The 3486-nt window shown below is 71.5% G+C and carries 3 protein-coding genes and 1 pseudogene; 2 read left to right on the forward strand and 2 right to left on the reverse strand.

From position 1 onward, the window contains the following. Positions 1-372: molybdopterin cofactor-binding domain-containing protein (locus tag HUU95_RS11340; protein WP_174280211.1), on the reverse strand; the 372-nt coding region annotated here is incomplete at its 3' end. A gap of 114 nt (positions 373-486) precedes the next feature. Next, on the reverse strand, positions 487-2220 hold the full coding sequence (locus HUU95_RS11345; RefSeq protein WP_174280212.1) for a class I adenylate-forming enzyme family protein: 1734 nt from the start codon (positions 2218-2220) through the stop codon (positions 487-489). Positions 2221-2286: 66 nt separating this feature from the next. Between HUU95_RS11345 and lgt the strand changes: the two genes are divergently transcribed. Both lgt and HUU95_RS11355 read left to right on the forward strand, forming a co-directional pair. After that, complete coding sequence (lgt, locus tag HUU95_RS11350) at positions 2287-3198, forward strand: prolipoprotein diacylglyceryl transferase (protein WP_174280213.1); 912 nt, start codon at positions 2287-2289, stop codon at positions 3196-3198. Beyond that, positions 3188-3486: pseudogene (locus tag HUU95_RS11355) on the forward strand (class I SAM-dependent methyltransferase); the annotation flags it as partial. The gene lgt and the pseudogene HUU95_RS11355, both read left to right, overlap by 11 nt.

Consider the following 3486-nt stretch of genomic DNA (forward strand, 5'->3'; position numbering starts at 1 on the left):
GCGCACCGACGACGATCCGCCCGTCAGCATCGGCGCCTCGCCATCGCCGCCGGTCAGCTCGGCCCAGCCGATCGGATTGGCATGGGCCGGGCTGAGCGGCGCCGCCTCTACCCCCACCGTGCGCCAGTCCGCGCCCAGCTGGTCCGCCACCGCCTGCGCCAGCGCGGTGAACACCCCCTGGCCGTGCTCCACCTGCGGCACGGCGACGGTGACGTGCCCGTCCTCGCCGATCTTCAGCCACGCGCCGAACAGATGCTCGCCCGGCCCCGCCACCAGCGTCGCCGCGTACCGGCGCGGCCACCATTCCCAGGCGAGCACCAGCCCCACCCCGACGCCGCCGGACACGAGCAGGGCGCGGCGGTCGAGCGACATGGCATGGCCCTAACGCCAGCCCCCGTTGCCGTCATGCTGAACTTGTTTCAGCATCCGCGCGCTCCGCGAGCTGAAGGACGGATGCCGAGGCGGCGCATGGATCCTGAAACAAGTTCAGGAAGACGGTGTGACCCGCGAGGCTATCTCCCCCGCCCACACCGACCGATAGTCCTCGCGCAGGGCCAGCTTGTCGATCTTCTCCGTCCCCAGCCGGGGCAGCGGCGCGGCGGCCAGCCAGATGCGCTGGGGCACCTTGAACGCGGCGAGGTGCTGCTGAAGAAATGCGCGCAGCCCCGCCTCGTCCGTGCCGTCCGCCAGCACCACCGCGCCGGGCACCTCGCCCAGCCGCTCGTCGGGCAGCGCGAACACCGCCGCCTCGCGCACGCCGGGATGTTCGTACAGCGCGGCCTCCACCTCCTGGCAGCTGATGTTCTCGCCGCCGCGGATGATGATGTCCTTCTTGCGGTCGACGATGAAGAGATAGCCGTCCTCGTCCAGATAGCCGATGTCGCCCGTCAGGAAATAACCGTCCGCCGTGAACGCCGCCGCCGTCGCTTCCGGCCGGTCCCAATAGCCGGCGAAGTTCGCCGCCGAGCGGATGCCCACCTCGCCGCGCGCGCCGAGCGGCAGCGCGCGGCCGTCGGCGATGATCGCGAGGTCGGCGAGCGGCGCCGACGGTGGCCCGGCGGAGGTCGGCTTGGCGAGATAATTGGTCCGCCAATTGCCCGTGCCGACGGCGTTGGTCTCGGTCAGCCCATAGCCGATCAGCGGCGCCGGCCCGCCCATCTCGTCGTGCAGCCGCTTGACGTGCTCCGCCGGCCGGGGCGCCCCGCCGGCGGCGAAGTCGCTGACGCTGGACAGGTCATAGTCGCCCCGGCGCGGGTGGGTGAGGATCTCGAAGCTCATCAGCGGCACGCCGACGAAATAGCTGATCCGCTCCGCCTCGATCAGCCGCATCGCGGCCTCCGCCTCCCATTTGGGCATCAGCACCAGCTTGCGGCCCATCGCGAAGCTCTGCAGGAACACGGGCACTTCGGCGGTGACGTGGAACAGCGGCACCGTCAGCAGCGTCGAGGGCTGGCCGGTGGGCGGCTGGCCGTCCGCCGTCGCCAGCCCCACCATCACCAGCGCCTGCGCCAGATAGTTGAGCACCGCCTGCAGCACCGCGCCATGGGTGGAGATCGCGCCCTTGCTTTGCCCGGTCGAGCCGGAGGTGAACAGGATCGTCGCCCAGTCGTCCGGCCCCAATTCGGGCAGGGTTCCGGGCATGGTTCCGGGGAGCGCGCCGGCGCCGTCCGCCGCCGGGCCCGCCAGCGGCGCGATCGCCCGGTCGAGCGGCAGCGTGTCGTCCAGCTCGATCAACGGCGGCCCGTCCACCACACCCAGCCGCGCGACGCGCGGGCCATCGGCGACGATCAACGCGCACCGCACCTCGCGCAGCGCCGCCGTCATCTCGTCCGCCTGCCACCAGCCGTTCAACAGCGTCGCCACGCCGCCCGCGATCAGGACGCCCATGTACGTGGCGATCCACGCGGGCGAGTTGCGCATCGCGATCCCGACCCGGTCGCCCCGGCCGATCCCCCGCGCCGCCAGCCCGTGCGCGACGCGCCGGGCGTGGGCATGGACCTGCGCGAAGGTCAGCCGCTCCTCGCCGGCGACCAGAAAGGTCGCGTCGGCATGCTCGGCGCAGTAATGCGCGATGTAATGGGCCAGGCTCGGCGGCGCGGCGGTGATGACGGGCAGGTCGATGCCGAAGCGCGAGGGCGCGGTGCCCAGCGGCAGCATCCCCGCCGGCGCGGTGATCGCGGCCATGGTCGCGGCCATCCGCCGGTCCAGTTCGCTCGGCATCATTCTCTCCGCTTGCCCGTTTGTCGTTGCGGCCCTTATGCAAGCCGCGATGCCTGGGGAAAAGCCTTGATCCTGCCCGCTCTCGCCGCCGCGACCGCCGTCGGCGATCCCGCCGGCCATATCCGCTTCGACCAGCTCGGGCTGCACCCGAACATCTTCTCGCTCGACCTGAAGATGTTCCACTTCACGCTGCGCTGGTATTCGATCGCTTATATCACGGGGATCGTGGTCGGCTGGTGGTATCTGCTGCGGCTGATCCGGCGGCCGGGCGCGCCGATGAGCCGCGCGCACGCCGACGACCTGGTCTTCTACGCGACGCTGGGGATCATCGTCGGCGGGCGGGTCGGCTATGCCTTGTTCTATGTGCCGCGCCTGTTCCTCTCGCTCGACTTCTTCAAGCTGTGGGACGGCGGCATGAGCTTTCACGGCGGGGTGATCGGCACCTCGCTCGGGCTGATCCTGTTCGCGCGCAAGCACGGGCTGAACTGGCTGCGCGTCCACGATTTCGTCGCCTGCTGCGTGCCGTTCGGGCTGGGGTTCGGCCGGCTCGCCAATTTCGTCAACGGCGAGCTGTGGGGCCGGCCGACGGACGTGCCCTGGGCGATCGTGTTTCCCAACACGGTCGAGTTCCCGCTGGTCGATCCGGCGCGCCACCCCAGTCAGCTCTACGAGGCGGGACTGGAGGGGATCGTGCTGTTCGCGGTGCTGTGGTCGGCGTTCTGGCGGACGGGCGCGCGCTACGATCCGGGCAAGCTCGTCGGCCTGTTCCTGGTCGGCTACGGCCTGGCGCGCTATGCGATCGAGTTCTTCCGCGAGCCCGACCGGCAATATCAGACCGGGCTGCTCGGCCACGCCGGCACGCACATGGGCCAGCTCCTGTGCCTGCCGATGATCGCCGGCGGCGCCTGGCTGATCGCCACCGCCGCCGGCCGCCGCGCGCGCGTGGTGCCGATCGCGGGGGCGGTGGATGTCGCCTGACGATCTCCCCCTCCCGCAAGCGGGAGGGGGAGAGGGAGGCGCGCTTGCCGATCGCCTCGCCCGCGCGATCGCGCTCGCCGGGCCGATCCCGCTCAGCCAGTTCATGGCCGCCGCCAACGCGCATTATTACGCCACGCGCGATCCGCTCGGCGCCGCAGGCGACTTCGTCACCGCGCCCGAGATCAGCCAGATGTTCGGCGAGCTGGTCGGGCTGTGGTGCGCCGACGGGTGGGACCGCGCCGGGCGGCCGGACGCCGCGTGGGTGGAGCTGGGCCCCGGCCGCGGCAC

Source organism: Sphingomonas bacterium (assembly GCF_903643065.1).
Taxonomy (GTDB): domain Bacteria; phylum Pseudomonadota; class Alphaproteobacteria; order Sphingomonadales; family Sphingomonadaceae; genus Sphingomonas.